26 protein-coding genes and 1 pseudogene are annotated in these 26998 nt (G+C 62.6%); 11 read left to right on the plus strand and 16 right to left on the minus strand.

What is annotated here, in order from left to right; genetic code table 11:
• Positions 1-51: 51 nt before the first annotated feature.
• Entirely contained in the window at positions 52-525 is a 474-nt protein-coding gene (gene greA / locus AC0ZT5_RS02710) for a transcription elongation factor GreA (protein WP_488495153.1), read from the plus strand.
• On the opposite strand, the gene AC0ZT5_RS02715 is transcribed toward greA, so the two are convergent.
• The 4 genes from AC0ZT5_RS02715 to AC0ZT5_RS02730 all read right to left on the minus strand — a co-directional run bounded on the left by AC0ZT5_RS02715 (position 522) and on the right by AC0ZT5_RS02730 (position 4762).
• Entirely contained in the window at positions 522-911 is a 390-nt protein-coding gene (locus AC0ZT5_RS02715) for a type II toxin-antitoxin system death-on-curing family toxin (protein ID WP_488495154.1), read from the minus strand. The two genes, greA and AC0ZT5_RS02715, sit on opposite strands and share 4 nt — an antisense overlap.
• The gene (locus AC0ZT5_RS02720; protein ID WP_184871302.1) at positions 908-1129 is read right to left on the minus strand and encodes an AbrB/MazE/SpoVT family DNA-binding domain-containing protein; all 222 of its coding nucleotides are present in this window, start codon (positions 1127-1129) and stop codon (positions 908-910) included. Before AC0ZT5_RS02720 ends, AC0ZT5_RS02715 begins: the two co-directional genes overlap by 4 nt.
• 73 nt (positions 1130-1202) lie before the next feature.
• Positions 1203-3323 (minus strand): methylmalonyl-CoA mutase, encoded by a 2121-nt coding sequence (gene scpA / locus AC0ZT5_RS02725; protein ID WP_488495155.1) that lies wholly within the window; start codon positions 3321-3323, stop codon positions 1203-1205.
• Positions 3320-4762 carry a methylmalonyl-CoA mutase subunit beta gene (locus AC0ZT5_RS02730; RefSeq protein WP_488495156.1) on the minus strand — a complete coding sequence of 481 codons (1443 nt, stop codon included), beginning with the start codon at positions 4760-4762 and terminating at the stop codon, positions 3320-3322. Before AC0ZT5_RS02730 ends, scpA begins: the two co-directional genes overlap by 4 nt.
• Before the next feature lie 334 nt (positions 4763-5096).
• Between AC0ZT5_RS02730 and AC0ZT5_RS02735 the strand changes: the two genes are divergently transcribed.
• Positions 5097-6644 (plus strand): helicase HerA-like C-terminal domain-containing protein, encoded by a 1548-nt coding sequence (locus AC0ZT5_RS02735; RefSeq protein ID WP_488495157.1) that lies wholly within the window; start codon positions 5097-5099, stop codon positions 6642-6644.
• Between the two features lie 28 nt (positions 6645-6672).
• Here AC0ZT5_RS02735 and AC0ZT5_RS02740 read toward each other — a convergent pair whose 3' ends face one another.
• Positions 6673-7290, minus strand: coding sequence for a CGNR zinc finger domain-containing protein (locus AC0ZT5_RS02740; RefSeq protein WP_488495277.1), 618 nt, complete (start codon positions 7288-7290; stop codon positions 6673-6675).
• A gap of 158 nt (positions 7291-7448) precedes the next feature.
• Between AC0ZT5_RS02740 and AC0ZT5_RS02745 the strand changes: the two genes are divergently transcribed.
• From AC0ZT5_RS02745 to AC0ZT5_RS02765, 5 genes are read left to right on the plus strand one after another with little or no spacing between them, the layout of a single operon-like run.
• Positions 7449-8183, plus strand: a complete 735-nt coding sequence (locus AC0ZT5_RS02745; protein ID WP_488495158.1) for an alpha/beta fold hydrolase — start codon at positions 7449-7451, stop codon at positions 8181-8183.
• 41 nt (positions 8184-8224) lie between these two features.
• Positions 8225-9079: an alpha/beta fold hydrolase gene (locus AC0ZT5_RS02750; protein WP_488495159.1), complete on the plus strand. Its 855-nt coding sequence runs from the start codon at positions 8225-8227 to the stop codon at positions 9077-9079.
• Between the two features lie 29 nt (positions 9080-9108).
• Complete coding sequence (locus tag AC0ZT5_RS02755; protein ID WP_488495160.1) at positions 9109-9879, plus strand: SDR family oxidoreductase; 771 nt, start codon at positions 9109-9111, stop codon at positions 9877-9879.
• 57 nt (positions 9880-9936) lie between these two features.
• Positions 9937-10107, plus strand: coding sequence for an FAD-dependent oxidoreductase (locus AC0ZT5_RS02760; protein ID WP_488495161.1), 171 nt, complete (start codon positions 9937-9939; stop codon positions 10105-10107).
• 35 nt (positions 10108-10142) lie between these two features.
• Positions 10143-10427 carry a ScoMcrA-related endonuclease gene (locus AC0ZT5_RS02765; protein ID WP_488495162.1) on the plus strand — a complete coding sequence of 95 codons (285 nt, stop codon included), beginning with the start codon at positions 10143-10145 and terminating at the stop codon, positions 10425-10427.
• 7 nt (positions 10428-10434) lie between these two features.
• Here AC0ZT5_RS02765 and AC0ZT5_RS02770 read toward each other — a convergent pair.
• From AC0ZT5_RS02770 to AC0ZT5_RS02805, 8 genes and pseudogenes are all read right to left on the minus strand, one after another.
• Positions 10435-10649 (minus strand): annotated as a pseudogene (locus tag AC0ZT5_RS02770) (hypothetical protein); the annotation flags it as partial.
• A 129-nt stretch (positions 10650-10778) separates the two neighbouring features.
• Positions 10779-11198, minus strand: coding sequence for an Ohr family peroxiredoxin (locus AC0ZT5_RS02775; protein ID WP_477283450.1), 420 nt, complete (start codon positions 11196-11198; stop codon positions 10779-10781).
• 55 nt (positions 11199-11253) lie between these two features.
• Complete coding sequence (locus tag AC0ZT5_RS02780; protein ID WP_488495278.1) at positions 11254-12276, minus strand: alpha/beta fold hydrolase; 1023 nt, start codon at positions 12274-12276, stop codon at positions 11254-11256.
• Positions 12277-12318: 42 nt separating this feature from the next.
• Entirely contained in the window at positions 12319-13437 is a 1119-nt protein-coding gene (locus AC0ZT5_RS02785; protein WP_488495163.1) for a redoxin domain-containing protein, read from the minus strand.
• Between the two features lie 70 nt (positions 13438-13507).
• Entirely contained in the window at positions 13508-14167 is a 660-nt protein-coding gene (locus AC0ZT5_RS02790; protein ID WP_488495164.1) for a VOC family protein, read from the minus strand.
• Positions 14168-14288: 121 nt separating this feature from the next.
• Entirely contained in the window at positions 14289-14960 is a 672-nt protein-coding gene (locus tag AC0ZT5_RS02795) for a VOC family protein (RefSeq protein WP_488495165.1), read from the minus strand.
• Between the two features lie 55 nt (positions 14961-15015).
• Positions 15016-16332 carry an epoxide hydrolase family protein gene (locus AC0ZT5_RS02800; protein ID WP_488495166.1) on the minus strand — a complete coding sequence of 439 codons (1317 nt, stop codon included), beginning with the start codon at positions 16330-16332 and terminating at the stop codon, positions 15016-15018.
• A gap of 87 nt (positions 16333-16419) precedes the next feature.
• The gene (locus AC0ZT5_RS02805; protein ID WP_488495167.1) at positions 16420-17781 is read right to left on the minus strand and encodes an epoxide hydrolase family protein; all 1362 of its coding nucleotides are present in this window, start codon (positions 17779-17781) and stop codon (positions 16420-16422) included.
• A 224-nt stretch (positions 17782-18005) separates the two neighbouring features.
• Here AC0ZT5_RS02805 and AC0ZT5_RS02810 point away from each other — a divergent pair, with 224 nt between their 5' ends.
• Complete coding sequence (locus AC0ZT5_RS02810; RefSeq protein WP_488495168.1) at positions 18006-20861, plus strand: ATP-binding protein; 2856 nt, start codon at positions 18006-18008, stop codon at positions 20859-20861.
• Positions 20862-20967: 106 nt separating this feature from the next.
• Here AC0ZT5_RS02810 and AC0ZT5_RS02815 read toward each other — a convergent pair whose 3' ends face one another.
• Positions 20968-22512 carry a bifunctional AfsR/SARP family transcriptional regulator/alpha/beta hydrolase gene (locus tag AC0ZT5_RS02815; protein ID WP_488495169.1) on the minus strand — a complete coding sequence of 515 codons (1545 nt, stop codon included), beginning with the start codon at positions 22510-22512 and terminating at the stop codon, positions 20968-20970.
• A 108-nt stretch (positions 22513-22620) separates the two neighbouring features.
• On the opposite strand from AC0ZT5_RS02815, the gene AC0ZT5_RS02820 reads away from it, so the two are divergent.
• Positions 22621-23427, plus strand: a complete 807-nt coding sequence (locus AC0ZT5_RS02820) for an alpha/beta fold hydrolase (protein ID WP_488495170.1) — start codon at positions 22621-22623, stop codon at positions 23425-23427.
• A gap of 102 nt (positions 23428-23529) precedes the next feature.
• Complete coding sequence (locus AC0ZT5_RS02825) at positions 23530-24072, plus strand: class I SAM-dependent methyltransferase (protein WP_488495171.1); 543 nt, start codon at positions 23530-23532, stop codon at positions 24070-24072.
• A 58-nt stretch (positions 24073-24130) separates the two neighbouring features.
• On the opposite strand, the gene AC0ZT5_RS02830 is transcribed toward AC0ZT5_RS02825, so the two are convergent.
• Both AC0ZT5_RS02830 and AC0ZT5_RS02835 read right to left on the minus strand, forming a co-directional pair.
• Positions 24131-24958 (minus strand): L,D-transpeptidase, encoded by an 828-nt coding sequence (locus AC0ZT5_RS02830; RefSeq protein ID WP_488495172.1) that lies wholly within the window; start codon positions 24956-24958, stop codon positions 24131-24133.
• A gap of 173 nt (positions 24959-25131) precedes the next feature.
• Positions 25132-25794 (minus strand): haloacid dehalogenase type II, encoded by a 663-nt coding sequence (locus AC0ZT5_RS02835; RefSeq protein WP_095089865.1) that lies wholly within the window; start codon positions 25792-25794, stop codon positions 25132-25134.
• 156 nt (positions 25795-25950) lie between these two features.
• On the opposite strand from AC0ZT5_RS02835, the gene AC0ZT5_RS02840 reads away from it, so the two are divergent.
• Positions 25951-26829 carry a branched-chain amino acid aminotransferase gene (locus AC0ZT5_RS02840; protein WP_488495173.1) on the plus strand — a complete coding sequence of 293 codons (879 nt, stop codon included), beginning with the start codon at positions 25951-25953 and terminating at the stop codon, positions 26827-26829.
• Positions 26830-26998: the final 169 nt, after the last annotated feature.

Here is a 26998-nt window from a genome sequence, read left to right on the forward strand (position 1 = left end):
GCACAGCGACTATGGCTTGTCGTGCAGGCTCTCCGCGCCTAAGTTCAACGGATGAGCAGAGCTTTCACACGCGAGGAAGACAGCGAAAACGCCATTGCCGGCGTCGGCGAGCGGCCGATCAGCCAGCACCGCAACCTGGTGACGGAGCGCGGCTTGGCGATGATCGAGGAGAATCTGGCCGACCTGCGCGACGTACTGGCGAAAGCCGAACGGAAGGCGGACCGCGAGCGCATCGCGGTGGTGTCGCGCGACTTGCGCTATTGGACCGCCAGGCGCGAAAGCGCCGAGCTGTCCGTGCCGGAGCCGGGGAGCGACCTGGTTCGTTTCGGCATGGGCGCCACGCTCGAGAGCGATGACGGCAGGAAGGTGCACTGGAAAATCGTCGGCGAGGACGAGGCCGACCCGGCCAAGGGCACGATTTCCCATGTGTCGCCGATGGCCGTCGCCCTGTTCGGCAAGAAGGTCGGCGACGTGGCTGTCGTCAACGGCAAGGAATGGGAAATCGTCAAGCTCTCGGACAGCTAGTCTTCGAGCTTGACGACATGGTCGCGGAAGAAAGCCGCGGCTCCGGCTTCATCGATTTCGCCGGAAGCGACGGCCATGACGAATTCGTAAAGCGTGCCGTTGTCGGCTGTCAGAACATGGCCGTTCACAATCAAAAATGCGCCGGCGGCCACGATGGCAGCACGCTTGTTACCGTCGACGAAGGCATGATTTCTGGCAATGCCAAAGACATAGGCAGCGGCGAGATCTCCGACCGACGGGTCCCCACAGTTCGCCTTGTGTTCAGCGCGGGCGAGCGCCGATTCGAGAGCATTTTCATCTCTCAAACCTTGCGCTCCGCCGTGCCTGCGCAATTGCTCGGCATGCATCGCTTCGACTGCGCGACGTGACAGAAACTCCCAGCTCATTCGGCGAGTTTCTGTAGTGCGACCTTGTACTTGTCCATGACCTTGCGAGCTGCTTCCATCTGCCGCTCGAAACTGTCGTCCACCGCCTTGAGGACGATGTCCTTATCCGTTTCGAGAATCTGAAGCTGGTCGCCGGCTTTGAGATTCAGACGTTCAAGCAGCTCCTTGGGCAGGATCACACCTTCGGAATTGCCGATCTTGCGAATGGTCGTGTTCATGACGGATATCCTGTTGCAACGCCGATTATAACACGGCTGATATGCGTTACAACAGATATTATAACGGGCCCAGTCAGGCCTTTAGCAGACGGTCCAGCAGGCGATCCGCCGCTTCCGGAATGACCGTGCCCGGCGGGAAGATTTCCGCCGCACCGGCTTGCAGGACCGCGTCATAGTCCTGTGGCGGGATGACACCGCCGGCGACGATGAGCATGTCGCCGCGACCGAGCTTTTTCAGCGCGTCGCGCAATTCCGGGATCAGCGTCAGATGTCCCGCCGCAAGCGACGAGGCGCCGATGATATGAACGTCATGGGCGACTGCCAGCCTGGCGATCTCATCCGGTGTCTGGAACATCGCACCGACGGTGACGTCGAAGCCGAGATCGGCGAAGGCGGTGGCGATGACCTTCTGCCCACGGTCGTGGCCGTCCTGTCCCATCTTGGCAACGAGGATGCGCGGCTTGCCGCCAGATTTCTTCTCAAAGGCTTCAAGCTTGTCCTGCAGCCCTTCGACCACGGAATTGTCGCCGAGTGCCTTTCGATAGACACCGGAGATCGTCTGCACCGTCGCGACATGGCGGCCAAAGGTTCTTTCCAAGGCGAACGAGATCTCGCCGACCGTGGCATTGGCGCGCGCGGCGCGGATGGCGAACTCCAGCAGGTTTTCGTTGCCTTCCGCGGCGCGGGTCAGTGCATCGAGCGCGCTCTCGACCGCGCCGACATCGCGTGTGCCTTTCAGCCGCTGCAGCTTCGACAATTGCCGCGCCCTGACTTCGGCATTGTCGATCTTCAGCACGTCGACCTTGATGTCGGTCTCGGGGCGATGAGCATTGACGCCGACCAGCATCTGCTCGCCGGAATCGATGCGTGCCTGTGTGCGGGCCGCCGCTTCCTCGATACGCAGTTTGGGAATGCCTTGTTCGGTCGCGGCGGCCATGCCGCCGAGCGCCTCGATTTCTTCGATATGGGTAAGTGCGCGCGCGGCCAGATCATGCGTCAGCCGTTCGAGATAGGCCGAACCACCCCACGGGTCGATGATGCGCGTGGTGCCGGATTCCTTCTGCAGGATCAGCTGGGTGTTGCGGGCAATCCGCGCCGAATGGTCGGTCGGCAGCGCCATCGCCTCGTCGAAGGAATTGGTGTGCAGCGACTGCGTGTGGCCCTGCGTTGCCGCCATCGCCTCGATCATGGTGCGAATGATGTTGTTGTAGGGGTCCTGCGCCGTCAGCGACCAGCCCGAGGTCTGGCAATGGGTACGCAGCGACAGCGATCGCTCGTCCTTGGGCGAAAAATTCTTCGCCATCAAGGTCGCCCACAGCAGGCGCGCGGCCCGCAGCTTGGCGACTTCCATGAAGAAGTTCATGCCGATCGCCCAGAAGAAGGACAGGCGCGGCGCGAAGCGGTCGATATCCAGGCCCGCCGCAACGCCGGCGCGGGCATATTCGATGCCGTCGGCGATCGTATAGGCGAGTTCCAGGTCGGCCGTCGCCCCGGCCTCCTGCATGTGATAGCCGGAGATCGAGATCGAATTGAACTTCGGCATGTTCTTCGACGTATACGAGAAGATGTCCGAAACGATCCGCATCGAGGGCTTCGGCGGATAGATGTAGGTGTTGCGGACCATGAACTCCTTCAGAATGTCGTTCTGAATGGTTCCGGCGAGATCCTTCGGCGCAACGCCCTGTTCTTCCGCCGCCACGATGTAAAGCGCCATGATTGGCAGCACCGCGCCGTTCATGGTCATCGACACCGTCATGTCGCCGAGCGGAATGCCGTCGAAGAGCTGCCGCATGTCGAGAATGGAATCGATGGCGACGCCCGCCATGCCGACATCGCCGGCGACACGCGGATGGTCGCTGTCATAGCCGCGATGCGTGGCGAGATCGAAGGCGACCGACAGTCCTTTCTGGCCGGCGGCAAGATTGCGCCGGTAGAAAGCGTTGGACTCCTCCGCCGTCGAGAAGCCGGCATATTGCCGGATCGTCCAGGGCTGCTGGACATACATGGTCGGGTAGGGACCGCGCACGAAGGGCGGCAGGCCCGGATAGGTGTCGAGATGCGGCAACCCCTTGAGGTCGCCTTGATTGTACAGATGCTTGGCGATGAGGCCTTCCGGCGTCGTCCGCTGGCCTTTGACCTCGACGGGTGCGCGGCGTGGCGGTGCCCAGCCGACCTGGCTGAAATCAGGGATCAAGAGGCGGCTCCGATCGATTGGTCGATGCGGACCGGAAACAGCGGTTCGCACACGGCAACGCCTTCGGTGAAGGCGGGCCGCCGTTCCGCTGCCAGCGTCTCGACCGGACGTTCGCTTTTCGACGGGTAGAGCGTGGTGCCGATGATGACCCGCTCGCCAGCCCGGTAGGCTGCGTTGCGTCGCGCCGCCGCGGCGTGAACGCGCTTCTGGATATGCCCGTCCTGAAGGCTGGACAAGACACCGCCCTCGGCCTCGATCGTCTGCAGTTCCGCCCACGCCATCTCGCACAGTTCCGCGGTCAGCGCTTCGACCCCGCCGGAGCCATAGGCTGGATCGGCGACATGATCGATATGGCTTTCATGGGCCATGATCAGCTGCGCGTTGCGGGCGACGCGGCGGGCAAAACCCGCCGGCAAGCCATGCGCGATCGTGTGCGGCAGGATGGAGATCGAATCGGCGCCGCCGGATGCCGCGGCAAAGCAGGCAATCGTGGTGCGCAGGATGTTGGTCTCCGGATCCATGGCCGTCATCATGCGAAACGACGTTTCGGCATGGATATTGGCCGTGGAGTTGGGGATCGAGCAGGTCTCCTGCACCCGTGCCCAGAGCCTGCGCAGCGCCCGCACCTTGGCCACCGACAGGAACTGGTCCTGGTCGACGCTGAGCGCGAAGCCGATATGGGGTGCGGCATAGACAAGCGGCTGCCGCGCCGTCTCGAACATTCTCAGGTAGGACACGGCGGAAGCCAGCATGATGCCAAGCTCTTGCGCCTCCGTGGCGCCGGCGTTGTGGAACACGCGCCCGTCCGCCTCCAGGAGCACGCCCGGAACGCCCATCGAGAAGAAATGTGCCAGCGACTGCGGCATCGAGGCCCGTAGCGCCTCGATCGACATGCGCAGCCGGCCGGTTCCGGCGAAGATCGCAGCCGGATCGATGCCGAAGGAGAGGTTGAGCTTTGCCGGATCCGAACGGCGCTTGCTCAGGAACGCCACCAGCCAGTCGGCCACGGCGCGGCTCCAGGGATGCGCATCGATACGGACCTGGATGCGGTTGAGCGGTACGCCGTCCAGCACCGTCTCCAGCGCCTGCGCCGTTCTCGGCAGGCCGTAGCCGAATGCGTTCGGTGCGCCTTCAAAGACAAGCGACAATCCCGTCGCGCCTTGCGCTACGTCTTCCAGGGCCTGGGTTCTGGCGCGCTCGATATCAGGATCATCGATGCGCTGGCTGACGATCCAGGGCAATTTCGGGTTTGCGCGCACGATCGGTTCCGCTGCGATGCTGCGGTCGTAGAGCGGTTCGATACGGATGTTGTCGTCGGTATGCGAGACCAGTTTTTCCTCGAAGGATGCACCAGCCAACGCCTTTTCCGCCAGGGCCAGCCATCGCTGGCGCTCGGCATTCTCGGGTTCAACGTCCTGGATCAAGGCTCCGGCGCCCATCCGTCTTCCTCACTTTCATGCGGCCGCACCAGCCTGGAGCAGTTCAGTCTATGGTCCACCGTCCGATATCGCAATGCAATGCGCTTTCAGGGTCGGAATTCAATCCATCAGATATAGGTAGCGTGCATGGACGAACCATGAACGATTGCCAAACACCGGCAAAATCCGCAAGTTCCAAAAAACCGATTTCGACCATTGGCCTCCACTTGAACGAATGGTCCACTCGAACGATTGGCCCCACTTGAACGATTGGCATTGTCGCTGTGCAAGGGCCTCACTATACCTGCGGCAAGCCCACTGGCTTTTAACACATCAGTTTGCGGAGACCGGACATATGGCTGACGACACCAGCATTTTCATCGGCGCCAGCCGCAAGCCGGACGACAGCTATCAGCGTGCCGAGCACCTGCTGCTGCAATATGGAAATCGTCACGGCCTGGTGACCGGCGCCACCGGCACGGGCAAGACCGTCAGCTTGCAGATTCTTGCCGAAGGTTTTTCCAATGCGGGCGTGCCGGTTTTCTGCGCCGACATCAAGGGCGACCTGTCCGGCATCGCCATGATGGGCACGGCACAGGATTTTCTGGTCAAGCGCGCCGAGCAGGTCAAGCTCGACCCCTATGACTTCCAGGAATTTCCGGTGATTTTCTGGGATCTGTTCGGCGAGCAGGGCCATCCGATCCGCGCCACCGTCTCCGAAATGGGGCCGTTGCTTTTGTCGCGCCTGATGAACCTTACCGAGGCACAGGAAGGCATCATGAACATTGCCTTCCGGCTGGCGGACGAGGAAGGCCTGCTGCTGCTCGACATGAAGGACCTGCAGGCGCTGCTGGCCAACATCGCCGAGCGCGCCGACGAGTTGGGCTCGCGTTATGGCAATGTGACGAAGCCTTCCGTGGGAGCCATCCAACGCACGCTGCTGGTTCTGGAGCAGCAAGGCGCGGCGCATTTCTTCGGCGAGCCGGCCTTGCGCATCGCCGACATCATGCGCACCACCCGTGACGGGCGCGGCGCCATCAGCGTGCTTGCCGCCGACAAGCTGATGATGAATCCGCGGCTCTATGCGACCTTCTTGCTGTGGCTGATGTCGGAGCTGTTCGAGGTGCTGCCTGAAGTCGGCGATCCCGACAGGCCGAAGCTGGTGTTCTTCTTCGACGAAGCGCACCTGCTTTTCGAAGACGCACCGAAAGTGCTGATCGACCGGGTCGAGCAGGTGGTTCGGCTGATCCGCTCGAAGGGCGTTGGCGTCTATTTCGTCACGCAAAACCCGCTCGATGTTCCAGAAACGGTTCTCGCCCAGCTCGGAAACCGGGTGCAGCATGCGCTGCGCGCCTATACGCCGCGCGAGCAGAAGGCGGTGAAGACCGCAGCCGAGACCTTCAGGCCGAATCCCGACTTCGATTGCGCCACCGCGATCACCCAGCTCGGCACCGGCGAGGCGCTGGTCTCGACGCTCGAAACCAAGGGCGTTCCGTCCATGGTGCAGCGAACGCTGATCCGCCCGCCGGCCTCGCGCCTCGGCCCGATCACGCCCGCCGAGCGGCAAAAGCTGATCCAGGAAAGCCCGGTCGCCGGCCAGTACGATCAGGTGATCGATCGCGAATCGGCTTTCGAGATGCTGCAGAAAAAGGCCAGGGAGGCGCAGGACGCCGAAGAGCAGGCGCAGCAGTCGGGAAGCGGGGGTTCGCGCTGGACCATTCCCGGCTTCGGCAACGACGACCCGGCACCTCAATCGGGTGGCAGGCGCGCGCCGGCGCCGCGCCCGTCCAATCGCCAGACGGTGGCGGAAGCCGCGATCAAGTCGGTGGTGCGCTCAGTGGGTTCGTCGGTCGGCCGGGCGATCGTGCGCGGCATATTGGGCAGCCTGTCCAGGGGCAGATGACCATCGGGTTCGCCACCGCTCCCTTGCCTTAACGCGCCTTGAGCCGATGCCGATGGGCTGCTTGCTTTGCGCGGTTGCCGCAGAGCGCCATGCTGCACCATCTGCGCGTGTGGCCTCGTGTGTGGTCGACGAACATCAGCGTGCAGGCGGGTCCCTCGCACGCTTTCACGTTTGCGAAACTCTCCTCGCAGACAAATTTCGCCAGCGTTTCCCCAATCGGCAGAAGCAGCGATTGCGGTGAGCGCCAGCGCCGCAGTGTTCGCAATTCCAGGCCGGCGCCGTTCCCAGCGTCGCCGGTCACGATACGACCGAACTGCTCGTCACGTTCGAGCAGCCGGTTCAGCGGCTCCAGCGCGCGCAGATCTTCGGCAGAGAGCGCGTGTCCCTTGCGTTCGCGAACGAACGCCCTGAACCACTCGCGAAAGTGCCTCGCCTGATCCGCCATCTTGTCGAGTTCACCGGGAAGGGCCTGCGTTCGAATGCTTTCGAGCGCCTCCGGCGGCGCCAGCCGGGCCTGTTCCAGCCAGCTCAGCAAGCCCTCGCCGTCATCGAGCCAGTCGATGGGGGCGTCGACCGGTGTCGCGATTGAATTCAGGAAATCCATGGCGAGCGCATCGCCAATAAAGAACGCTGGTGGCCGCCCCATCAAAACTCCAATTCGACCCGGCAGCCGTTCGCCCGAGCACGCGTTCGTGATGATAACCGCTCCGGTGTCGGTTGACAAGTTACAGCGGCTTGCCGTAGTTCCAGGAGATAACCTTCTTGTAGAATTTAAGAAGGTTACTACGAAGAAGGAGGACGGCGATGTCTTTGCAGCATGTCAACATCCTGCTCGCCCATGGCGCCTGGGCAGATGGATCGAGTTGGGCAAAGGTCATCGGTCCGCTCGCGGCCGATGGTTTGAGGGTGACAGCCGTGCCGCTGCCACTGACGTCGTTCGGCGACGATGTGGCGGCGCTGGATCGAACCCTCGAGCGCGTGACGGGGGAGGTGGTGCTTGTCGGCCATGCCTATGCGGGAGCCGTGATAGCGGCGACGCGCAGCGACAAGGTAAAGGCGCTCGTTTATGTCGCTGGCTTGGCCCCGGACGAGGGTGAGACGGTGGCTGACGTCTTCTACCGCGCCGAGCCGCATGCGCAGGCACCAAAACTTTCACCGGACGGTCACGGACTGATCTATCTGCCCGAAACGGCTTTCGCCGCTGCCTTCGCCCAGAACGCCACGGCGCAGGATCTGGCGGTGCTGGCGGCAGTTCAGCGGCCGATTTCGCCGGCTTGCATTACCGTGGCCATGGAGCGGCCGCTCTGGAAAGACCGCCCGTCTTGGTTCCTGGTGGCGGAGCAAGACCGCATGATCCTCCCCGAGACCCAGCATTTCATGGCGACAAGAATGAAAGCTCGGGTGCGGCCGCATCCAGTCGATCACACGCCACTCGTCACCGCGCCTGGCGCCGTCGTGGGCGTCATCCTTGAGGCTGTGCGTGACGCAACTTCAGAAGGCGGCGCGACCACTGACAAAGCCGTTCGGAAACAAAAATAACCGACTTGCTGTCACTGAGAAAGTTATCACAGGAGGAAAGAATGACCGCCATCACCTATCGCACCGCCGACGTGGGCGGCTTCAGGATCTTCTATCGCGAGGCCGGTGCGCCGGATGCCCCGAAGCTACTGCTGCTGCACGGTTTCCCGAGCGCAAGCCACATGTTCCGGGATCTCATCCCGCTTCTGGCCGACCGGTTCCACATCATTGCTCCCGATCTGCCGGGATTTGGCCAGTCGGACATGCCGATGCGCGGCGAGTTCGCCTATACGTTCGACAACATTGCCGAAATCATCGACCGCTTCACCGTAGAAGTCGGTTTCGACCGCTATGCGCTCTATGTGTTCGACTACGGTGCGCCGACCGGCTTCCGTCTCGCGCTCAGGCATCCGGACCGGATAAGCGCAATCATCTCCCAGAACGGCAACGCCTACGAAGCAGGCCTGAGCGACGGCTGGAATCCGATCCGGGCCTACTGGCTGGAGCCGTCGGAGGCCAACCGCGAAGCCCTGCGCGCTTTGCTGAAGCCTGAGATGACGGCCTGGCAGTACACGCACGGCGTCCCCGATACGATGCGCGTCTCCCCGGATGGACACTCGCTCGACAATTTCTACCTGGCGCGACCAGGCGCCGACGAGATACAGCTCGACCTCTTTGGCGACTACAAGAGCAACATCGCGCTCTATCCGGCCTTCCAGGATTATTTCCGGACCCACAAGCCACCCTTCCTCGCTGTGTGGGGAAAGAACGATCCGTTCTTTTTGCCTCCGGGAGCCGAGGCTTTCAAACGTGACATCCCGGACGCGGTTGTGCGCTTCTTCGACACTGGACATTTCGCGCTGGAGACCCATGCCGCGGAGATAGCTGCGGCCATCCGCGACTTCCTTCCACGCTGACAGCAGCCCCAGATCCAAGGAGGTCCGAAATGTCGAACTCCGTCGCCATCGTCACCGGCGCCAGCCAGGGCATCGGCCAAGCCACGGCCATCCGTCTTGCACGAGACTTCGCCGCCGTGGTCCTGGTCGCGCGAAACCGCACCAATCTGGAGCAGACGTCGGAGGCGGTGAGGGCTGCCGGCGCCGAAGCGCTGGTGATCGATGCCGACCTGGCTCAGCCACAGGCCGCGAAGGCCGTTGTCGAGCAGACCTCGGCTGCGTTCGGCCGCATCGACGCGCTCCTCAACATTGCCGGCGCGGTTCCGCAAATCGACCTATTCGAAATGACCGACGAACAGTGGGAAGGCGGCTTGGCGCTAAAGTTGCATGGCGCGCGACGGCTCACGATCGCGGCATGGCCGGCCCTGAAGGCGGCCAAGGGTTCGGTCGTTCTGATGTCGGGCAATTCGGCACTTTTTCCGAAGGCGCCCTATGCGGCTGTCGGAACGATCAATGCCGCGATTGTCGCCTTGGCAAAGGCTTTCTCCGATCGCGGCATCGCCGACGGCGTACAGGTCAACAGTGTGTTGCCCGGACCTGTGATGACTGGCCGCCGCCAGTCCTATCTGCAACACTGGGCGCCGCTGCACGACATGACGGCGGAGGAGGCGATGGCCAACTTCCCCAGGGAAGCCGTCATTGCCCGCTATGGCGAGCCTGCTGAAATCGCCGAACTGATGGCTTTCCTCGTGTCGCCCGGCGCCCGCTGGATGACTGGATCGACGCTGCGCATGGATGGCGGCGAGGTGAAGTCGGTCTGATAACGGCAGGAAGCGACTGGCCGGTCACCCCTTGTCCAAATTGAACGGAGAAAACTCATGTCACGGCCTGAACAATTTGATGTGCGGATACTCGGCAGCGGTCAAGGCGGCAAGCAGCTCGCCTGGCACCTGGCGCGCTCAGGCCAGAAGGTTGCGGTCGTCGAGCGCAGATGGGTCGGCGGCTCCTGTCCCGCCGTTGCCTGCATGCCCAGCAAGAAGCGGGTGTGAAGTGCAAATGCAGGCAAATCCCGGAGGATAGACAGATGGTAGCCTGGGACAGCGTAACCCGTGACTATGTGTTGCAAGCGATAAAAGAGTACGACCGATTAGGGCCGCAGCGGTTCTTCTCCGAACATGGATACGCCCCAACCACGACCTACGAACTGGTCTGGGAAGAACGACGGTACCCGCCGAAGGCAATCCTGGGAACGGCGTATGAGTTCGCCACCGGTCGGCGGTTAGCCTCCAGCGACTTCGAAGGCGGCAAGACGGGCGCTGTAAGGGTACTTGGACAGCTGGGGTTCACTGTCCAAGAGAAGCGACGCTGACTCGGGTTCAGAAAATCGAATTCGTGATGGCCTTCACCGGCCCGAGCAGGACCGAACCGTCCGGCACGCCGAGCGGGTTCTCCAGCCCGCCTGGCAGCCGCCATTGTCGGCACCGTATGGCTTCAGTACCGGCTGGCGGGCGATCATTTCATCCGGCGGCGTCCATTTCGGCCATTTCTGTGTCCACTGGACGACGGCGTCGCCGGACCATTCGAAGCCGGCGCTGATGCCGTCTGGTGCGGCAGCCGTTTCCTCGTTCCGCAAGCGGCCGAGGCGCACGATGCCTACAAGGGGCGCGTACTAGCTGCTGATTGTTGGCGACCATCTACGACCCCGAGTGGCCCGATGAGATCAGACGATCCTCGTTATGACATCGATGTTGCCCCGTGTCGCTTTGGAGTAAGGACAAATCTCGTGCGCTTCATCCACCAGAATTTGTACGACATCACGCTCCAGATCCGGCACGGCAATATCCAGTTGGACGCTGAGAAAGTGGCCGTTTTCTCCGTAGTTCAGATTCACGTCGGCCTTGATGCTCACCCCTGCAGGCAGCGCGATTTTTCGTTCGTGGGCCGCAGATGCGATTGCGCTTGCGAAGCTGGCCGACCAGCCGGCCGCGAGCAACTGCTCCGGATTGGTGCCTATGCGCGCCGATCCGGGCGCCGAAAGCCAGATGTCCAGAAGGCCGTCGGAGCTGCGCGAGGCGCCATTTTCGCGGCCGCCCGTAGTTGCGGTCCTGGCCGTGTAGACAACCCTTGCGATGCGGCTCATGGGCATTCTTTTTGCTGGCAGCGGTAACCGCCGAAGGCGGTTACCGCGAACTCGATCAGGCGCCGACCTCGACAACGGCATCAACGAAGGCCTGCGGCGCTTCCTGGGGCAGGTTGTGCCCGATGCCTCCGGTGACAACCCGATGCGCGTATCTTCCTGAGAACATCTTGGCGTATGCGCTGGCGTCCGGATGCGGCGCGCCATTGGCGTCGCCCTCGAGTGTAACCGTCGGCACGCCGATGACCGGTGCCTGCGCGAGTCGCTCCTCAAACGCGTCGTATTGCGGTTCGCCGGCGGCCAGTCCGAGCCGCCAGCGATAGTTGTGGACCACAATGGCCACGTGATCGGGATTGTCCAAGGCCGCGGCGCTGCGCTCGAATGTGGCATCGTCGAAGTTCCACTGGGGGGACGCGAGTTGCCAGATAAGCCTGGCGAAATCCCGAGTGTACTTCTCGTAGCCAGCGCGGCCGCGATCGGTGGCGAGGTAAAATTGATACCACCATTGCAACTCGTCCTTGGGTGGCAGCGGCAGCTTGCCGGCTTGCTGGTTGCCGATGAGGTAGCCGCTCACCGAGACCATCGCCTTGCAGCGTTCAGGCCATAGCGCGGCAATGATGTTCGCGGTGCGGGCACCCCAGTCGCAGCCGCCGATCGTCGCCTTTTCGATGCCCAGTGCGTCCATCAGGGCGACAATGTCGGCGGCGATCGCCGACTGCTGGCCGTTGCGAATCGTATCGTGCGACAGGAAACGCGTTGGCCCGTATCCGCGCAGGTACGGCACGATCACGCGGTGGCCTTTCGCCGCCAGCCGAGGCGCGACATTGGCATAGGTGTGGATGTCATACGGCCAGCCATGCAGCAGGATGACGGGTGGGCCGTCGGCGGGTCCAACCTCGGCATAGCCGACGCTCAACAGGCCGGCATCGATCTGCTTCAAGGGTCCGAAGGACGCCGGCACGGGCTCTCCCGCCGCCTCTTGCGCTTGTGCCGGGCCCATCAAGCCGAACTGAGTGGCGGCGAGAGCCATCGCTGTGGCGCCAAAGAACCGTCGGCGTTCTTGGTCGATCTCATCCGGGATATTGAACGAATGCATTTGAGAACCTCTATTGTTGTCGGACGATCAGCCAAACGTGAAGGCAAAGACCTCCACGCCCGAGTCGAGAAACTCGATCTCGAACTGCCGATCGACGATGGGTTTCGATTGTCGAATCAGCTGGTACAGGCGCTGCTCTGTCACTGCACCTTCGCCCTTTTCATTGACGTCGATGCCGTAAGCCGTGCCTGGTGGCTGTCCGTCGATCAGCACGCGAAATCTCACTGACGTTCCCGGCGATGCCGGACCCATGACCAGATGAAGGTCGCGTGCGTGGAAACGGTAGACGATGCGGCCGTCGGGCTTGTTCAGTACGGCGTTTTCTTTCTTTACCGTCCAATCGCCCGACAGCCCCCACTCATTCAGGCGTAACCGCGCCGGCAATTCGTAGGCATGTGGCTCGTCCAAGGTCAGCTCGCCGTTGGGCGCAAAATTCTGGGTGCGTTCATATCCGGAATAGTTCTCCGGAGACTTGAGGCTCTCCCAATCGGCCCCCGCTTCGATGCCGCGGCCATCCACCGACACAGGCTTACTATCGAATCCGCCAGCGCCAGCCTCGGCCAGCAATTCCTGGATGACCATTTCCGATTGTTGGTATGACCCCTCCCCAAAATGATGATACCGCACACGTCCCTGCGAATCGATGAAATAGAGTGCCGGCCAATACTGGTTGCTGAAGGCCCGCCATATGAGATGGTCGTTGTCGACGGCGATCGGATAATCGATCCGCAGGTCTTTCGCCGCCCGGTGCACGTTGTTCGGGTCTTTTTCGAATGCGAACTCCGGCGCGTGGATTCCGATCACCACCAGACCATGCTTCCGGTATTTCTCGTCCCAGGCCTGAACGTAGGGAAGCGTGCGCAGCCAGTTGATGCAGGTGTACGTCCAGAAATCGATGAGGACGACCTTGCCATGCAAGGCCGACGCCGTCAGCGGCGGTGAATTTATCCACTCGTGCGCCGCTTCAAGCGAAGCAAGCTCCGATTTTTCCTCAAGCCGGTAGGTAGGGAGTTCGTGAAGAAACGGAACCCGCATTGGTGTGGAGATTATGGACTGCGCCACGTTCGTGCCTCCTAGAAAACCGGCAATCGGAGCCCCGATTGCCGTTGCGAGCGCCGCGGCGAGCAGCAGCTTGGTTGCTTTCATCAACGACGCCTTTGGTGCGATCGATGTCGTCGCGCGAACGGTTCGAATGCGCACCGCGTGCCGAACCGCTTCACAGCGGAAGCGCGTTGCCAGCCTGCTCAGCCACCATGTATTTCGCGTACCAGTCGGGCCAGTTCTCATCGCGCCGACCGCCGTTGCGCTTCTCGTGCTCGCCGTGGGCCTCCGACGCGCGTCGCAGCGCGGAAGCAAGATCCGCCTCGGAAGCGTAGGTCGTGGTGCTGGAGTCGATGCGACCGGGAAATCGGGTGGTGATTTCCTGAAGCAACCATTCGTTGCCGTCCGGATCTTTGAAGGTAGCGAACGAGGAGTAGCTGCGTCGCTGGGGGTCGCGGCCTTTCACCGTTGGCTTGCCGGGGCCTTCGCGATGAAACGTCTCGCTGACCTCGACGCCGCGGCCGATAAGCTCGGCACGAGCCGATTCAATGTCCGAAACGACAAGATAAAGTCCGCTTGCGGAGCCGGGCGCGACCGTCGTGATCCCGGTGCCGAAGTGTATCGAGGCCGGCGAGCCGGGAGGTGTGAACTGTATCCCGCGGAACGTGTCTCCAACGACAAAGTCAGCGTCGAGTCTCCAGCCCAGCCCTTCGTAGAATTGCTTGGCGCGCTCTACATTCGAGACGGGAATGACAACAACCTCGAGCTTCATGTCGAGGGAACGCGGCCGTTGTGTCTCAACTACGATACTGCTGACGGTGCTAGTGATGTCCATATCTACCTCCTGCGTTAAGTTGCGTGAGAAGCTCGTCTCGCGTGCGGCTCGGGACAGAACCCGAATGCCGCGAGTTTTAGCCAGGTAGGCGCCCGCGACGCCGTCCGTTCAATCGAAGTACTCATGGCGGAAGCGGTTGGCCGGCGTGCTCCGCCACCAAGTACTCGGCGTACCAGTCCGGCCAGTTCTCATCACGCTGGCCGCCTGTCCGCTGCTCGTGCTGGCCATGAGCCACAGATGCACGCCGAAGCGCGGCTGCGAGTTCGGCCGACGAGACAAATGTGACGCCTCCAGCGTCGACGCGGCCTGGTGCTCGCGCAGTGACCTCCTGCAAGAGCCAGTTGTTTCCGGCCGGGTCGCTGAAGGAAGCCCACGAGGCGTAGCTGCGTCTTTCCGGATCGGGCCCGCTGACGCGCCCTTTGTCACCGGCATAGTGATACACTTCGCTTACGTCGACCCCGCGATCGGCGAGTTCGGCACGTGCTGACTCGATGTCCGACACGACGAGTTCACCAGCGGTTTCGAGGATGTCGAGCTCGATACGAGCATAAGGACCCGGTGCAACGCCTGAGCCGAAGACAACCGAACACTGGGAGCCAGGAGGCGTAAACTGGATGATATGAAATTCGTCGCCTATGAGGTCGGCGTCCAACCGCCAACCCAAGCCTGCATAGAACAGCTTGGCGCGGTCGACATCGGAAACTGGAATGACTACGACCTCGAGCTTCATATCGTGGGATCGCGGTTTTTGCGTCTCGACTGCGGTATTGCTGCGGGTAGCGGCAATCGTCATGTCTGCCTCCTCCGTTGAGTTTGATGGGAATGCTTCTTTGTGCCCTCCGGTCAGTTCAGTTTCTTCGCCGCAGCGACCTGAAGGCAGCGCGCAACTCGGCGGAGAAGAGCTCCGGCTGCTCCCACGCGGCGAAGTGGCCGCCCTTGTCGACCTCATGGAAGTAGATCAGGTTGGGGTAGGCGCGCCGGGCCCACGTCTCGGGGGCCTGATAGCCTTCTCCCGGAAAGACCGTGATGGCGACCGGCAGCGAGACTTCGTTGGTCTTTTCAGGGTCGGCAAAAACGGGACTGCGGCCGCCGCCGTACTCCCAGTAAATTCGCCCGGACGAGGTGGCGGTGTTCGTCAACCAGTACAGAGTTATGTCGTCCAGCACCTCGTCCGGCGACTTTTCAGGGTCGCTGTCGTCGTAGGTCCAGCCTGAAAAGCCCGGATGCCCGAGCATCCACGCTGCGAGCCCCGCAGGGGAGTTATTGATGGCGTAGCCTATCGTCTGCGGTCGGGTGCCCATCATCGTGGCGTAGGATCTATTCCCCATCTTGGCGGCCACGCTGAGCGCGTCGAATGCCGTGCGCTCCTTACCCGTCAGGCCTGCCGGCACTGGTCCGCCGCTGGCGAGCACAGCAGCTATCTCAGGTGGTACGACAGCCGGCAGGTTGACATGGATGCCAAGAAGTCCTGCAGGGGCCAGGCGGCCCATCGCATTCGAAACGGGGGAGCCCCAGTCGCCGCCTTGGGCGACGTATTCTGTATAGCCGAGGCGCTTCATCAGCTCTGCCCAGGCTCGCGCAATGCGGTCTGTTCCCCAGCCGGTCTCGGTTGGCTTGCCGGAGAAGCCGAAACCCGGCAACGACGGCAGTACGAGGTCGAACGCGTCCTCAGAACTGCCGCCATGCGCGGTGGGATCGGTTAGCGGGCCGACCGTTTTGAGCAGTTCCAGCACCGAGCCAGGCCAGCCATGCGTCATGATCAGCGGCAGGGCATGGGGATGTTTCGAGCGAACGTGGATGAAGTAAATGTCCACGCCGTCGATCGTGGTCATGAACTGAGGCAGGGAATTCAGCTTCGCTTCCGCTGTCCGCCAGTCGTAGGCCGTGCCCCAATACTCGACGAGCGGCCTGATCTTCGCGAGCTGAATGCCCTGCGACTGGTCACCGACGGTCTCCCGGTCGGGCCACCGTGTTTCTGCAATACGCCTGCGAAGATCGTCAAGCGCCGCTTGCGGCACCTGGATTTTGAAGGGCCGGATCGAGCGATCCTCGACCGGCTTTGCGAAGGCGGACGCGGAGAGGGTGCAAAGCCCGAACACCAGCGCAGCGGTAGCGAGCACGGTGCAAGCCGCAGCGGCGGCAAGCGTCTTGATGAGGGGGTTCATTGCAGTCGCTCCCTTCGGAAGTTCGCTACGCAGCTATCGCAGGGCGGAAGATGACCCACGTCAGGCGCGCCATCCCCCGCCAACACGTCAGGTCTGCAACGTCTTGAATGTTGCGCGCACCTCATCGGTGAAGATCTTCGGCTGTTCCCAGGCCGCGAAATGGCAGCCCTTGTCTGTGCGGCCGTAATGCAGAAGCTTCGGGAACGCGCGTTCAGTCCAGCTCTTCGGCGCTGTGTAGATTTCGCTGGGGTTCGCAGTGGCGCCGACAGGAATTGTGATGCCCTTGGCGTCGAAGAAGCCGGCCTTCGCCGTTTGCGAGTGTTCCCAATAGAGACGTGCCGACGAGATCGCCGTGTTGGTCAGCCAGTAGAACGTGATGTTGTCGAGGATGTCGTCGCGGGTAAGGCCCTCCGGCTCTCCGTCGAAGGAGCGGGCGATCAGCGCACAGCTGTCCGCATCGTGATCGAGGATCCACGCCGCCAGGCCGGCCGGTGAATCGACGATCCCGTAGAGCGTTTGCGGACGAAGCGCCATTTCGTTGGCGTAGCCCAGGCCGTTCTTGTAGAAAAACGCGACCTGCTCGTAGGCGCGCTTCTCATCGGGGCCGAGATCGGCAGGGGGCGGGCCGCCAGAGGCAAGCGCCTTCACGATCTCGGGCGGAATGGTCCCCGGCATGTTCGTGTGGATGGCGGCCAGTTCGGGAGGTGCGATCAGCGCCATCTGTTCGGTGATAAGTGCTCCCCAATCGCCACCCTGCGCGACATACCGGTCGTAGCCGAGGCGCTTCATTAGCACGATCCACGCCCGCGCGATGCGCGCTGGATCCCAACCGGTTTCGGTTGGCTTGCCGGAAAAGCCGTAGCCCGGCATCGACGGGATCACCACGTCGAACGCGTCGGCCTCGGCACCGCCGTGCGCGGTGGGATTGGTGAACGGATCGATGATCTTCAGGAGTTCGATGACCGAACCGGGCCAGCCATGCGTGATGATGACAGGCAGGGCGCCCTGATGCTTGGATTTCACGTGGATGAAGTGGATGTCGAGGCCGTCGATCTCGGTGACGAAATTCGGCAGCGCCTTCAACCGCGCCTCGCATTTGCTCCAGTCATATTCCGTTCCCCAGTACTTCATGAGCTTCTGCATCGTGGCGAGTTGCACGCCCTGCGTTGGCCCTACCGTTGCCGGGGTCGACCAGATCCGCCGGGAGGCCTCGTCGGATACGAGCTCGCGCTCGGGCCAGCGCGTAGCGACGATGCGCCGGCGAAGCTCGGTGAGCTCTTCCTGCGGGAAGCTAACGGTGAAGGGGCGGATGCCATCGCTGGTTGATGCGGCGGCCTTTTGTGACGGGAGCAGGCTCGCGGCGCCTGCGGCGGCGATGCCGACCGCGGCAGTGCCCAAAAGTCGCCGGCGATCCTGGTCGATTGTTTCGGAGGTTCTGGTCGTGTCCATGGGACTCTCCTGGGGTTGATGGATGCGATCTGCACTGCTTGACGTACCCCCGGAAGATGAGATTAGCCCGTTATGCGTCGTGAGCTCTTGTTAGTCGCTGCCCGCCTGCCGCTTTTTTGAGCAGATGGGAGACGCCAGACAGTGGAGACTCCCTATGGTGCGGGAGCGCTCCTTGACTTAAACTGAGGCGCTGGGTGCAGGCGGCTCCCAAAAGAAGAGACGCCATGACGATAACGGCAAGTCAGGCCAAGGACAGATTGTCGTTTGGCCCTTTCTACTTGGCTGCGGGTGAAAGGCTCCTGACAAGAGAAGGCGCTCCCGTAGAGCTGGGCTCGCGCGCCCTTGAAATTCTCATCGTCCTGACTTCCGCGCCGAATGAAGTCGTCAGCAAGAAGGATTTGATGTCGCGGGTCTGGCCCGATGTGGTTGTCGAGGAAGGCAGCCTGCGGTTCCACATGACCGGACTGCGCAAGGCGCTGGGCGATGGAAAGGATGGCGCGCGTTACATCGCGACGCTTCCGGGGCGCGGCTATTGCTTCGTTGCACCGGTCTCGCGATTAAGCAGCCCACACGACGAAGCCCCACTCATCGCCGCCGGGTTTCCGCATGCGAATCTTCCAAACCGCTTGAGCAGAATGGTCGGGCGGGATGAGGACGTTCTCAAGCTGTCGGCGCAGCTGAATGCTTCGCGGTTCGTCACCATCGTTGGCGCCGGCGGTGTCGGCAAAACCACCGTAGCGATCGCAGTCGGGCATCATCTGATCGACGCATTTTATGGGGCAGTTCTGTTCGTCGATCTGGGAATGATCGGTGATCCCGGTCTGGTGACGACAGCCGTCGCCTCGATGCTTGGGCTATCCGTTCAAACAGAAGATGCCACGCCCAACCTGATCGCCTACTTGCGCAACAAGCGGATTCTCTTGATCCTCGATACCTGTGAGCATCTCTTGGATGCGGTGGCGCCTTTGGCAGCAAGCATCGTCGATGCGGCGTCACAGGTCCACATCCTGGCGACGAGCCGCGAGGTGCTTCGGGTTGAGGGCGAGCATATCTATCGATTGGATGCGCTTGCCTATCCGCCGGACGAACCTGGACTAACGGCGGCCATTGTCCAGACCTTCCCGGCCACCCAACTTTTCGTCGAACGAGCGGTGGCAGGCGGCGCTCGTTTGGACGTCAGCGATGCGGAGGCCCTGCTCATCGCAAGCATCTGTCGAAAGCTCGACGGAGTGGCGCTCTCCATCGAACTGGCGGCCAGGCGCGTCGAATCCTATGGGCTGCAACAGACCGCCGCACTTCTTGATCAACGCCTGACACTGCTGTGGCTCGGTTCGCGGACCGCGCCGCCGCGTCAGCAAACCCTCCAGGCGACACTGGACTGGAGCTTTGGGCTCCTGACCAACCTTGAGCGCGCGGTGTTGCGCAGGCTCGCCGTGTTCGTCGGTCATTTCACGCTCGATGCCGCACTGGAGGTGGTGACGAGCGCGACCCTCGATCGATCGACCGTCCTCGGCGCCATGGACAGTCTCGTCGCCAAATCGATTGTAGCGACGCGTCCGGCCGGAGCGATGATACGCTACCGGCTCCTCGATACCACGCGCGCCTACGTTCTCGATATCCGGATCGATGACGCGGAGGCTGCCGATCTCGCAGTGCGCCACGCCGCCTACTATCGGAGATGGCTGGAGCAGACAGGGATCGGATGGCCGAAACTGGCGACCGGTGAAGAACGGGCTCCTCACTTCGCCGCCATCAACAATGTCCGAGCTGCCCTGGAGTGGTGCTTCGGCAACAACGGAAACGCCGACATCGGCATGGGACTCGCCATCGCTGCCGCGCCGGTTTTCCTGGCGATGTCCTTGTTGCCCGAGTGTCATCGCTGGTCTGAAAGAGCGATATTGGCTTCCGACGGTGCCGGCCTTGGCGGACTTGACGAGATGCACCTTCAGGCCGCTCTCGGCGTGTCCTTCATGTTCATGCGGGGAGGACGCGACAGGGCGCGCGCAGCCCTGCAGAGAAGCCTAGCGATCGCCGAGGAGCGCGGCGATCCGCTGGATCAGGTGCGCCTGTTGGGTCCGCTCAACATGTTCCATCTGCGGACGGGCAATTTCGTAACCGCCCTCGAAATTGCAAGACGTTGTTCAGCCACAGCCGCCGGTCTGGAGGACTCGGTCGCGATTGCGCTTGCACACTCGATCCTGGGCATCTCGCTTCACATGCGAGGCGACCTCGCGGCGGCGCGCGCCGAGCTGGAGGCGGCGCTCAACCGTGGGCCGCGCTCTCAGCGGACCACGACGATCTATCTGGGCTTCGAAGGCAAAATCCTGGCCAGGGCAATTCTGGCGAGGAACCTTTGGCTGCAGGGCCATCCGGATCAAGCCATGGCGCATGCTCGGCAGGCCGTCGAAGAGGCTGCCGCCATGGATCATTCTCTAACGCTGGCGATCGCGTTGATCTGGGCGATATCGGTCTTCCTGTGGACGGGCGACCTGAAGAGCGCCGAGGCGTACATCGACATGCTCATCGCCCGCGCGGAATCCCATTCCATGACTCCTTACCTGCTGGTCGGTCGGGGATTCAAAAGCGAGGTAGCGATCCGTCAAGGCGATGCAGAAGGCGGTGTCGAGGGCCTGCAGACGTCTCTTCAGAAGCTGCACGCGGCACCTTACGAATTGCTCACGACGCCGCTCAACCTCTCGCTGGTCAGGGGATTGTCCGCAATCGGTCAGGTCGATGAAGCAACTGCGCTGATCGACGAGTCGCTTGGCCTCGTCGAAAAGAACGGCGACCAATTGTACCTCCCGGAGTTGCTGCGGATGAAGGGAAGCCTTCTTCTCCAGTCGCAACGCAACCGCGACGAAGCTGCGGCCTACCTCATGCAGGCACTGGAGTTGAGCCGCAGTCAGCACGCGCGGGCATGGGAGTTGCGAACCGCAATCGACATGACGACGCTCATGGCCGGGCGCGGGGAGATCAATAGCGCTCGCGAGCTCTTGCAACCGGTTGCGGCGCATTTTGTGGAGGGCCTGAATACGGCGGATGTCAAGGCTGCCGAACACCTGCTGGCGACGCTCCGGTAGAACCTTCAATGCCACAGCCCCCATTGGTGTCGTCCGCTGTCGGCGCATTTCGACTGTGGCTCAGAAAATCGAATTCGTGATGGCCTTCACCGGCCCGCCTGAGCGATCAGCTACGTCGTGCAAACGCGCCAATGCTGTTAAGCAGCGGCTGTTGGTCGCCGACCCAGAACCAGTGATCGTTACCGGCAACCTCAATAAACGTCGCGCCTGGGATGTTGGCCGCGAGGAAGCGCCCGGCTTCGATGCGAACGGCGCGGTCGCCGGAGCGGTGCAGGACCGTCGTCCTTGCCGAAACCTTCGCAAGGAGATGACGGACATCGGTATCACGTAGCGCTTCCAGGAGACCCGCGATCGCGCCGGGACTGGAGGCTGCCCTGAGCAACCCAGCCCACCAGGTCTGCGCCTGGCGGTCTGCGGCCAGGCTCGGGGCGAAAGTTTCGATTTCCGCCGGGCCACCCCAACTGGCGAGCAGTCGTTGCTTCCACAGATCGTATTGCGCGACGGTCAGGGCAAAAGGATAGTCGGGTGCGCGGCTGCCTTTCGCAAGGGACCCCCAGAGAACAAGACCGATCAGGCGATCGGAGTGGTTTACGGCAAAACGGACACAACCCGGCCCACCTTCCGACGCGCCGATGAGCAGGGCCCTACGGCTGCTGGCCGCGTTCATTACCGCCAGAATGTCCTGTGCCGTCGCTTCGACGGTCGGGCGGGCACCGACACGGTCGGAAAGTCCCATACCTCGCCGGTCGAAAAGGATCAGGCGGCCGAGATGCGAAACCGCGGTGATCCAGGCGCGGCAGCTTCTGTCTTCCCAGATACGCTCGACGTGTGAAATGAAGCCCGGAACGAGCACGACATCCATCGGACCGCTGCCAACGATCTGGTAGGCGATATGGATGCCGTCCACCTCGACATAGCGCGTTCTGGGCACGTCCAGGGCGGCATCGCGAGGTGGCTCACGCAGCAGGGCAAGCGTGGCTGGGTCCGGCGCTATGCCGAGTTCTTCCCGCAGCAACCGAACACAGGTGTCCCTTTGGCGCTCGGCTGCCGCCCTGTCCCCGGCCGCCAGGTGGGCACGGATCAGGTGACGGTGCGCACTTTCACTCAAAGGGTCCAGTCCCGTCAGGCGCGTCGCGTGCATGACCGCGCTGCGAGGCTCACCGGCGGCGATCTTCGCTTCGATGAGGCGCTCCAGCGCCTGCACGAGTCGGCTGCGCAGGGCCTCGCGCCTGAAGAAGACCCATTCCTCGAATCCCGGACAGTCAGGGACGGAGAAGCCGGCGAGATAGTCGCCCCTAAGCATGTCGGCTGCCTCGTCGAGAGGACCGACATTGCAGACATGCTCGAAGACCTTGGAGTCGACCTCAACGGACAGCGCCGGGTGAAGGCTTAGGGATGTTCCGCTGGTAGCGATAACCTCGCTGCCGAACGCGATGCGGATTTTATACAGCGTGCGCCGAAGGCGTGCGCGTGCGGCTTCCTCGTCGGTTTCGGGCCACAGAAGCGTGGCTGCGACCTCACGCGCCACAGGCCCGGCGGCCTCGGCGAGGTAGACGAGAAGCGCTGCCGCCTTGCGCAAGGCAAGTTCCACCCGCCGCCCGTTCAGACGGAACTCAGGAAAACCCAGAAGTCGGAACTCCAATCGCTCCATCGATCCGTATGCGGCCGCGCGGGGACGTTGAGGGGACGCCGGCCTTCTATCCACCCCAGGAGGTCGGGCCGATTGGGCCCAATCAGGAGACTTCCCTTGGAGCGAGAAATGTCACCGGTCAATACTCTCACCTATCATCGCACGTCCGAGGCTGTTGCCAGGGACGGCATCTCTATCGCCTACCAGGACCTGGGTCGCGGCGAGCCGCTCGTACTGCTGCATGGCGTGACCGAAAACAGCGAGTCCTGGCACGAGGCGGGCTACGTCGACCAGTTGCTGCGGCGCGGGCGCCGGCTGATCCTCATCGATTGCCGCGGCCATGGCCGGAGCGGAAAGCCTCACAACCCGATCGCCTATTCCGGGCTCAGGCGGGCAGCAGATGTCGTTGCCGTGCTCGACAGTGCCGGCGTCCAGCATGCTGCACTGATGGGACATTCAATGGGCGGCGTGGTCGGGCTGGCCGTGGCTCTCTACCACCCGGACCGCGTCAGCGCGCTCGTCGTCAATGGCGCGCATCCGTACGCGGAGGATCTCACCTCCCTCCGAGCGGCGCTCAAGAATGACTTCGAGACCTGGCTCGCCTTCTTGACGCAACTGGCCCCCGACCTTTCGCCGGCTGCAAGCCGGCGGATCCGGGCCAACGATCTCACCGCTGTTCAAGCAAGCCTTGCCAAGGACAGGCTGGATTTCTCGGCGGCCTTCGCGGGGCTGGGGATACCGGTGTTGGCAATCAGCGGCACGCTCGATCCCCGTTGCGAGCCCGTCCGGAATTTCGCGGCACTGGCGGGCGGCGAGTTTCTGCCGCTCGCGGGCAAGAACCATGTCACCGCCTTCCTCGATGTCGACACCGTGGCGCCGGCGGTCGACGCTTTTCTGGACCGTGTCGGCGCTCAGAACACAAGGCAAGGAGGCTAAGCCATGTGCCAAACCTGTCTCTCCTGGTATGCACGCTGCATTGCTCCCTACGTCGTCCACGCCGGCTGTTCGGCCAACACATTCGCGCACATGCGAAGGCGAATGGTCCCGCGGGCAGAGGGCATAGTCGTCGAAGTCGGCTTCGGGTCCGGCCTGAACCTTCCCTATTACGACGCTGCCAGGGTCGAGCGGCTGATCGGCGTCGATCCCGACGGCACGATGCTCGGCCTGGCCGGACCGAAGAGCCGTTCCTTGCCGTTCGATGTCGAATGCGTACGGGCCAGCGGCGAAAGCCTGCCGCTTGCCGATGTCTTCGCCGACACGGTTGTGGTCACCTACGCCTTCTGTACCATTCCGGACCCTGAGGCGGCGCTGGCCGAAATCCGACGCATCTTGAAGCCGACGGGCCGGCTGATCTTCATAGAGCACGGCCAGGCCGAGGAGCCGCGTTGCCGCAGATGGCAGGAGCGCGTGAACAGGCTGTGGGGGCGGATCGCCGGCGGCTGCCACCTCAATCGCGATCCGTTGCTCTTGATCCGCGGGGCGGGCTTCAGTCTCGTTGAAGAAGAGCGCGGGCGGTTCTCGCTGCCCTTCTGGCAATTGGGAAGCCACTACGCCGGCGTCGCGGCACCCCCGACAGATTGATGGCCTTCGTCAAAACCTGCACGTCCGAAAATGCGCACGAATGCTTGCACCCCGCGGCTCAGAAAATCGAATTCGTGATCGCCTTCACCGGCCCGAGCAGGACCGATCCGTCCGGCACGCCGGCGTCGATCGGAATAGCCCGGCGGTTGGCCGTTGCCACCATCGGCTGGGTGACATCGCTGGTCACGATCACCGGTGTCTTCGAAGGCACGCGGTCGTAGAGGTCGATGATGTCCTGGTTCATCAGGCGCACGCAGCCTGACGAGACCGACTTGCCGATTGACTTCCATTCGGGCGAGCCGTGCAGGCGGTAGAGCGTGTCGACGTCGCCTTGGAAGAGGTAGAGAGCGCGCGCCCCGAGCGGATTCTTCAGCCCGCCCGGCATGCCGCCATTTTCGGCGCTGTATGGCTTCAGTTCCGGCTGCCGGGCGACCATTTCATCCGGCGGCGTCCATTTCGGCCATTTCTGCTTCCACTGGACGACGGCGTCGCCGGACCATTCGAAGCCGGCGCGGCCGAGGCCAACGCCGTAGCGGATCGCCTGGCCGCCCTGGCGCACGAGATACAGATGGTGCCCGGTCGTGTCGACGATGATGGTGCCGGGTTTCTGTCCCGTCGGATCAGGCACGATCTGGCGCAGGAACTGCGGATCGATCCTCTCGAACGGTATTGGCGGAAGGTCGAAGCCGCCGTCGCTGACGGCCGCATACATCGTCGCATAGTCGGGCAGCGGCGGCTCGACATAGGTTGGCGGCGGTGGCGGCTCGACCGGTTCCGGCCCGGTGGTGGCGCATGCTGAAACCGCGATCGAAGCGGCGCCCAATGCAGCGGCGTTGAGAAAGCCGCGACGGCTCAGGCGAACGGATTCGATTTCGGCTATGGACATGGTTGCCTTCTTTAGGTGTCAAATCGCAACAAAGGTTGAAACGCCGATTGCTGCGTGGGTGTCTGACAACACCCGGCGCGATAGGCGGTTCCGATTCTGGCCCGAACGTGGACAAACAAAGGCGAAGCTGTGACTGCGCTGCCACTGTGGCGTCAGAGACACAGCTTTGCAACCTAGCTGCCGGGCACCAATGCTTCGAGCGATGGCAGGATCAGGGCCGGTGGAAAGTCCCGGTACTCTTCCGGCTGGTTGGAACGGTTGATCCAGACCGTGCGGAAGCCGAATTTGGTCGCACCGGCGATGTCCCAGCGATTGGAGGACTGGAAGGAAACCGCGTTGGGATAGAGGCGCCAGCCGGTGGTGACCATGTCGTAGACCGCCGGATCGGTCTTGAAGCGCCTGACCGTATCGACCGAATAGATGTCGTCCAGAACCTGATCGAGCGCGGCGGACTTGACCGCTGCCTGCAGCATCTCGGGCGAGCCGTTGGACAGGATCGCCAGTTTGGCTCCCGAAGCCTTGAGCGCCTTGAGCACGGCCGGCACTTCGGGATAGCAATCCAGCCGCCAGTAGGCGTCCAGCAGTTTGGCCTTGAGGCCAGGATCGGCCGAGGGAACCTTGCGCAAGGCGAAATCGAGCGCCTGTTCCGTCAGTTGCCAGAAATCGGCATAGGCGCCCATCAGTGTGCGCACCCAGGAATATTCGAGCTGTTTGGCGCGCCAGATTTCGGACAACAATTGGCCGTCCGGCCCAATCTGGTCGGCATGACGGCGCACGGCGGCATGGACGTCGAACAGCGTGCCGTAGGCATCGAAAACATAGGCGGCGTATTGCATGGCAACAGTTTTGAGGCGAGGCATGACAAGGTGCAAGCTTTGATTGCATCGCACGCGCCGCTGGCCTCAACAAAACTCCGCAATGCCGGTTGACGGCGCCCGCCAAAGCATCTTCCAATGGCTGTCACACGAGATCGATCGGGACGGGACAACGCGATGACACTGGCGGCTGAGGCACTATCTACGACATGGACTTTCGTCGATGGTGATTGGCACGAGGGCAATGTCGCCATTCTGGGGCCGCGCAGCCACGCCATGTGGCTTGGCACCAGCGTGTTCGACGGCGGCCGCTGGTTCGAAGGCGTTGCCCCCGACCTCGACCGCCATGCCGCCAGGGTGAATTCCTCGGCGATTGCGCTCGGCCTCAAGCCGTCGATGACCGCCGACAAGATCGTCGGGCTTACCTGGGACGGGTTGAAGAAGTTCGATGGCAAGACAGCCGTCTACATCAGGCCGATGTATTGGGCCGAGCATGGCGGTTATATGGGCGTGCCGGCCGATCCCGCCTCGACGCGTTTTTGCCTTTGCCTCTATGAGTCGCCGATGATCCCGCCGACCGGCTTTTCGGTGACCGTGTCGCCGTTCCGGCGCCCGACCATCGAAACCATGCCGACCAACGCCAAGGCCGGCTGCCTATATCCCAACAACGGCCGTGCCATTCTCGAAGCCAAGATGCGCGGGTTCGACAACGCGCTGGTGCTCGACATGCTGGGCAACGTCGCCGAGACCGGAACCTCGAACATCTTCCTGGTCAAGGATGGCCATGTGCTGACGCCGGCGCCGAACGGCACCTTCCTGTCCGGCATCACCCGCTCGCGCACCATGACGCTGCTTGGCGAGTACGGCTTCAAAACCACCGAAAAGACGCTGTCGATACGGGATTTCCTGGAAGCGGACGAAATCTTTTCGACCGGAAACCATTCCAAGGTGGTGCCGATCACGCGCATCGAGGAGCGCAACCTGCAACCCGGGCCGGTGGCCAAGAAGGCGCGCGAGCTTTATTGGGATTGGGCGCATTCGACGTCGGCTGGCTGACGCGTCCGGCCCGGCCTTTTGTCGCTGCGCGGTTCGTCGTCGGAAAACCGTGTGACAGTTTTCCGCTACCCGCCTAGAAAGGGAACCGGCGCTTCATTCCGGAGTTGTCCGAGCTCAATCCAGACCTATCTTAGTCCGGTATCGACACCGGATTTTTCCACGAGGGAGT

This window comes from Mesorhizobium sp. CNPSo 4670 (assembly GCF_057784235.1).

Coding starts and splice junctions, on each gene's coding strand:
- AC0ZT5_RS02795 (WP_488495165.1), bottom strand. CDS start 14,960: ATGACGATTGCCGCTACCCGCAGCAATACCGCAGTCGAGACGCAAAAA.
- AC0ZT5_RS02820 (WP_488495170.1), top strand. CDS start 22,621: ATGTCACCGGTCAATACTCTCACCTATCATCGCACGTCCGAGGCTGTT.
- AC0ZT5_RS02790 (WP_488495164.1), bottom strand. CDS start 14,167: ATGGACATCACTAGCACCGTCAGCAGTATCGTAGTTGAGACACAACGG.
- AC0ZT5_RS02720 (WP_184871302.1), bottom strand. CDS start 1,129: ATGAACACGACCATTCGCAAGATCGGCAATTCCGAAGGTGTGATCCTG.
- AC0ZT5_RS02810 (WP_488495168.1), top strand. CDS start 18,006: ATGACGATAACGGCAAGTCAGGCCAAGGACAGATTGTCGTTTGGCCCT.
- AC0ZT5_RS02785 (WP_488495163.1), bottom strand. CDS start 13,437: ATGAAAGCAACCAAGCTGCTGCTCGCCGCGGCGCTCGCAACGGCAATC.
- AC0ZT5_RS02745 (WP_488495158.1), top strand. CDS start 7,449: ATGTCTTTGCAGCATGTCAACATCCTGCTCGCCCATGGCGCCTGGGCA.
- AC0ZT5_RS02750 (WP_488495159.1), top strand. CDS start 8,225: ATGACCGCCATCACCTATCGCACCGCCGACGTGGGCGGCTTCAGGATC.
- AC0ZT5_RS02775 (WP_477283450.1), bottom strand. CDS start 11,198: ATGAGCCGCATCGCAAGGGTTGTCTACACGGCCAGGACCGCAACTACG.
- AC0ZT5_RS02830 (WP_488495172.1), bottom strand. CDS start 24,958: ATGTCCATAGCCGAAATCGAATCCGTTCGCCTGAGCCGTCGCGGCTTT.
- AC0ZT5_RS02715 (WP_488495154.1), bottom strand. CDS start 911: ATGAGCTGGGAGTTTCTGTCACGTCGCGCAGTCGAAGCGATGCATGCC.
- AC0ZT5_RS02730 (WP_488495156.1), bottom strand. CDS start 4,762: ATGGGCGCCGGAGCCTTGATCCAGGACGTTGAACCCGAGAATGCCGAG.
- AC0ZT5_RS02760 (WP_488495161.1), top strand. CDS start 9,937: ATGTCACGGCCTGAACAATTTGATGTGCGGATACTCGGCAGCGGTCAA.
- AC0ZT5_RS02825 (WP_488495171.1), top strand. CDS start 23,530: ATGGTCCCGCGGGCAGAGGGCATAGTCGTCGAAGTCGGCTTCGGGTCC.
- AC0ZT5_RS02835 (WP_095089865.1), bottom strand. CDS start 25,794: ATGCAATACGCCGCCTATGTTTTCGATGCCTACGGCACGCTGTTCGAC.
- AC0ZT5_RS02805 (WP_488495167.1), bottom strand. CDS start 17,781: ATGGACACGACCAGAACCTCCGAAACAATCGACCAGGATCGCCGGCGA.
- AC0ZT5_RS02735 (WP_488495157.1), top strand. CDS start 5,097: ATGGCTGACGACACCAGCATTTTCATCGGCGCCAGCCGCAAGCCGGAC.
- greA (WP_488495153.1), top strand. CDS start 52: ATGAGCAGAGCTTTCACACGCGAGGAAGACAGCGAAAACGCCATTGCC.
- AC0ZT5_RS02800 (WP_488495166.1), bottom strand. CDS start 16,332: ATGAACCCCCTCATCAAGACGCTTGCCGCCGCTGCGGCTTGCACCGTG.
- AC0ZT5_RS02755 (WP_488495160.1), top strand. CDS start 9,109: ATGTCGAACTCCGTCGCCATCGTCACCGGCGCCAGCCAGGGCATCGGC.
- AC0ZT5_RS02740 (WP_488495277.1), bottom strand. CDS start 7,290: ATGGGGCGGCCACCAGCGTTCTTTATTGGCGATGCGCTCGCCATGGAT.
- AC0ZT5_RS02765 (WP_488495162.1), top strand. CDS start 10,143: ATGGTAGCCTGGGACAGCGTAACCCGTGACTATGTGTTGCAAGCGATA.
- AC0ZT5_RS02815 (WP_488495169.1), bottom strand. CDS start 22,512: ATGGAGCGATTGGAGTTCCGACTTCTGGGTTTTCCTGAGTTCCGTCTG.
- AC0ZT5_RS02840 (WP_488495173.1), top strand. CDS start 25,951: ATGACACTGGCGGCTGAGGCACTATCTACGACATGGACTTTCGTCGAT.